Below are 1245 nucleotides of genomic sequence, written 5' to 3' on the forward strand. Positions count from 1 at the left end.
GAATGGCGATGCCGTTGCCGACGCCGGTCGAGCCCAGCCGTTCGCGCTGCAGGACGGTGTCGAACACCTCCCGTTCCGGAATCCCCGAAATCGCCGCGGCCCTCTCCGACAGCAATTGCAGAAGCTGCTTTTTGGAATTCGCCTTCAACGCCGGCATGATCGCCGAGACGCTGATGAGATCACTGAGATCCATGCTTGAAAAATCCCTTGCTCGCCTGCCGCGCCAGTCGCCGTCCCCCTCGCGCGGCTGGTTTTTTATCCCTGAGCGACTTTAGTCGTCGACGGATCGATCCAGCCGATATTGCCGTCCGGCCGGCGGTAGACGATGTTGAGATGGTCGGTTCCGGCGTTGCGGAACAGGAAGACCGGGCTGTCGCTGTTGTCGAGCTCGATGACAGCCGACGCCACCGACATGGTCCGCAGCGTCATGCTTGATTCGGCGACGATGGCCGGAGCGAAGTCCTCCGGAATGTCTTCCTCGTCGTCGGCAAGGGGGGCCATCACCGTATAGGCGATGTCGGTCGGCTCTTCGCCATTGCCGTTGCCGGTGTTGCGTGACTTCAGCCGGCGCTTGTAGCGGCGCAGCCGCGTTTCCAGACGGTCGGCGGCCGCCTCGAAGGCGAGCGTCGGGTCCTGGGCGTCCCCGGTCGCCTGCAGCGAAGCGCCGGAATCGAGCCGGACCATGCAGTCGGCGGAGAAACGCGACCCCGATTTGATGACCGTGACATGTCCTGAAAAACCCCGATCGAAATATTTCTCGATCGCCTCGCCGACCCGGTCGCTGATGCGCGTGCGGAACGCATCGCCGATGTCCATGTGTTTTCCCGAAATGCGTAGATTCATCTGAAAACTGACCTTCCTTGCTCAGGCTTCAAACTGTTCCCGAGTTTATACCCGTGGCGCGCGCGCACAAGCTTCGCAGCGGCATGCGCGCCGATTTTAGACCCGAACTTTCCGGTTGATCACAAGTCGCCTTCTTGGCCGTCCGTGGCCGTGTCTGACGGACCCATTCGCGAGCGGGCATTACCGCCCCGCTCCATGCGGGCGGGCTTCTAGACACTTCATTGCGGCTTGTCAATCAAGCTTGGGATTTGTGGAAAATCCGCCTGTCTCGCACCGGCGACGGCTTGTCGAGATTCGGATCGAGCCTAGCGGCCGACATTGGCCAGCGCCCGCTTCTCCCGCCGCCGCTGCACCGACGATGGAATGTTCATGCCTTCGCGATATTTCGCGACGGTGCGGCGC

The 1245-nt window shown here is 62.0% G+C and carries 3 protein-coding genes; all 3 read right to left on the reverse strand.

The window, feature by feature from the left end; genetic code table 11:
* On the reverse strand, positions 1-193 hold a 193-nt coding region (locus EOD07_RS34900; protein ID WP_164772868.1), incomplete at its 3' end, for a PTS sugar transporter subunit IIA.
* 62 nt (positions 194-255) lie between these two features.
* On the reverse strand, positions 256-843 hold the full coding sequence (gene raiA / locus EOD07_RS34905) for a ribosome-associated translation inhibitor RaiA (protein ID WP_041004919.1): 588 nt from the start codon (positions 841-843) through the stop codon (positions 256-258).
* Between the two features lie 305 nt (positions 844-1148).
* Positions 1149-1245: hypothetical protein (locus EOD07_RS39260; protein ID WP_164772869.1), on the reverse strand; the 97-nt coding region annotated here is incomplete at its 5' end.

The organism is Mesorhizobium sp. M2C.T.Ca.TU.002.02.1.1, assembly GCF_003997225.1.